General features: G+C 45.5%; 3 protein-coding genes. 1 reads left to right on the forward strand and 2 read right to left on the reverse strand.

Going from position 1 to position 2198, the window contains the following annotated elements; all coding sequences use genetic code 11:
* Positions 1–775: LysR family transcriptional regulator (locus tag AACQ21_RS06870; RefSeq protein ID WP_105976514.1), on the forward strand; the 775-nt coding region annotated here is incomplete at its 5' end.
* Positions 776–836: 61 nt separating this feature from the next.
* Here the strand turns inward: AACQ21_RS06870 and AACQ21_RS06875 are convergent.
* A complete protein-coding gene (locus AACQ21_RS06875) occupies positions 837–1385 on the reverse strand; it encodes an NAD(P)H nitroreductase (protein WP_013857243.1) in 549 nt (182 codons plus the stop codon).
* A 151-nt stretch (positions 1386–1536) separates the two neighbouring features.
* A partial coding sequence (locus AACQ21_RS06880) for a 3-hydroxyacyl-CoA dehydrogenase family protein (RefSeq protein WP_258174173.1) occupies positions 1537–2198 on the reverse strand: 662 nt, incomplete at its 5' end.

Below are 2198 nucleotides of genomic sequence, written 5' to 3' on the forward strand. Positions count from 1 at the left end.
ACGCATTCAAGCATTGGAAGATTCTCTGAATCTTAGATTGTTGAATCGCCATGCTCGAAAACTTTCGCTGACTGAAGCGGGTGAACGTTTTTTTCAAGAGTGCTCACCGTTGCTGCATCGCTTAGCTGCAACAGCAGAAGAGCTCACCGATGAGTGTCGTGGCGCTTCAGGCAAACTAAGAATATCGTCACCATCTAATGTCACGAAACGCATGATGATGCCTATCTTCAATGCCTTCATGATGCAGTACCCAGATATCAACATAGAATTGACCACCAGCAATCAGGCCGATCAACTCGACCCAACCGAATGGGATGTCATTTTTAGAGTTGGACCTCAACGAGACTCCAGTTTGATTGCGCGAAAAATTAATGAAGTGAAAGATGTGTTAGTCGCAAGCCCAGGGTATTTAGCGAAACACCCTGCACCAACTCATGCCGAAGAGCTCAGTAATCATTCATTATTGAAGGGATATCCTCTAGTAAAATGGCAGTTGACCAACAATAAAGGGGAATGCGTGGTCAATTGTGATACTGGTCGTTTTCAGGCCAACGCTTTAAACGTAGTGCGCAGCGCTTGCTCTGAGGGGCTGGGTATCACCTTAATGCCAGATGTAATGATTAAAGAATTTATCGAAGAAGGCAGCTTAGTCAGAGTGCTGGAAGACTGGGTTTCCAACCCTCGTGATATTTATATGCTGTATAACCACAAGGATCATCTACCTGAAAAAGTCAGGCTATTTATTGATTTTGTGATTGCCTATCACATCCACTAGATTTTAGGCCCAGCATTGCTGGGCCATGAGTTATCGCAGCGGCAGATAGTCAATAAACTCGCTATAGAAACTCAATAAATTTACTCAAATCACGTTCAGGCACTTTCATTGGCGTGCACCCTGCAGTTCCTAGGTATAAGAAACCAACGATTTGATCATCGCCCTTAGCACCTAATGCTTGCCGAACGTGAGAGTGGAACATCCAGCTTCCCGAACGCCAGAAACCTTGAAAACCTTGGGCTACCGCAGCCATTTGCATCGCTTGTACTGCGCATCCCGCAGAGAGATGCTGTTCAATCGCTGGCACCTTTTCATGCTCCGTAACTTTCGCGATCACTGTGATTACCATGGGTGCTCGAAACGGTGCATTTTTCGCTTTTTCTATCTCTGCATCACTGCCGTTATCCGCTCGCACAGCAGACGCCAAAATACCCGACAACTTTTGCAAACCCGCTCCCTGAGCAATCACGAAACGCCAAGGGGTTAAACCGCCATGATCGGGCGCTCGCAAGCCTGCTCTAATAATATTTTCCAAGACCAGACCTTCAGGTGCAGGCGATGTGAGATTGGCGATTGAACGACGGTTAAGCAGCAACTCTAGTGCATCCATTTCGATTCCTTATTGATGATTTTCCATAATCTTATACCAAACTGAGAATAACTCGCATAAAGAGATGACCTCATTGGCTATAAATGAAAAAAAGCGAGGATATTCCCTCGCCTAATTTAAGCAAACATATGAATGAAAACAGCCGAGATGACTACGGATAAAAACGTGCTTCAACCCCAGCGCGAGTCAGTAGCCCATCACAAGGAGCGAACTTATCGCCATACTTCTCAGCATGTTGATTCATCATTTCCACTAATTTCTTGATACCAATTTGGTCTATGTAACGGAATGGGCCGCCCAAAAACGGCGGGAAACCGATACCGAAAATCGCACCAATATCGCCATCTCGCGCACAACGAATTACGCCCTCATCCAAACAACGTACGGCTTCATTCAGCATAAGTAGCACGCAACGCAGCGCGATCTCCTTATCACTCTGTTTGGCATCTGGCGTTATTTTCAGCAATTTATAGATAGATTTGTCGATTTCTTTTTTCTTACCTTTATAGGTATAGAATCCCTTACCACTTTTACGCCCTTTGCGATTGTCATTGAGCAGCAAATCAAATACGTCTGGTCCTTGAAAACGTGGGCCGAGTTCTTGCACTAGAATTGGCATGATTTTCGAGCCAACATCAATGCCCACTTCGTCCAATAACGTGATAGGGCCGACTGGGAAACCGAAATCGAGCAAAGCCGTATCTATCTTTTCAATCGACTCACCCGCCATCAGGATCTGCGCCGCTTCATTCATGTAAGGTGCAAGGATACGGTTAACATAAAAACCAGCGCAATCTTTGACCACAATCGGCG

It is taken from the genome of Vibrio sp. V01_P9A10T6 (assembly GCF_963877065.1).
GTDB classification, from domain to species: Bacteria; Pseudomonadota; Gammaproteobacteria; order Enterobacterales; family Vibrionaceae; genus Vibrio; species Vibrio anguillarum.

Bases quoted from the DNA above. Each gene is read 5' to 3' on its own strand.
- AACQ21_RS06875 (WP_013857243.1), bottom strand. From the start codon at position 1,385: ATGGATGCACTAGAGTTGCTGCTTAACCGTCGTTCAATCGCCAATCTC.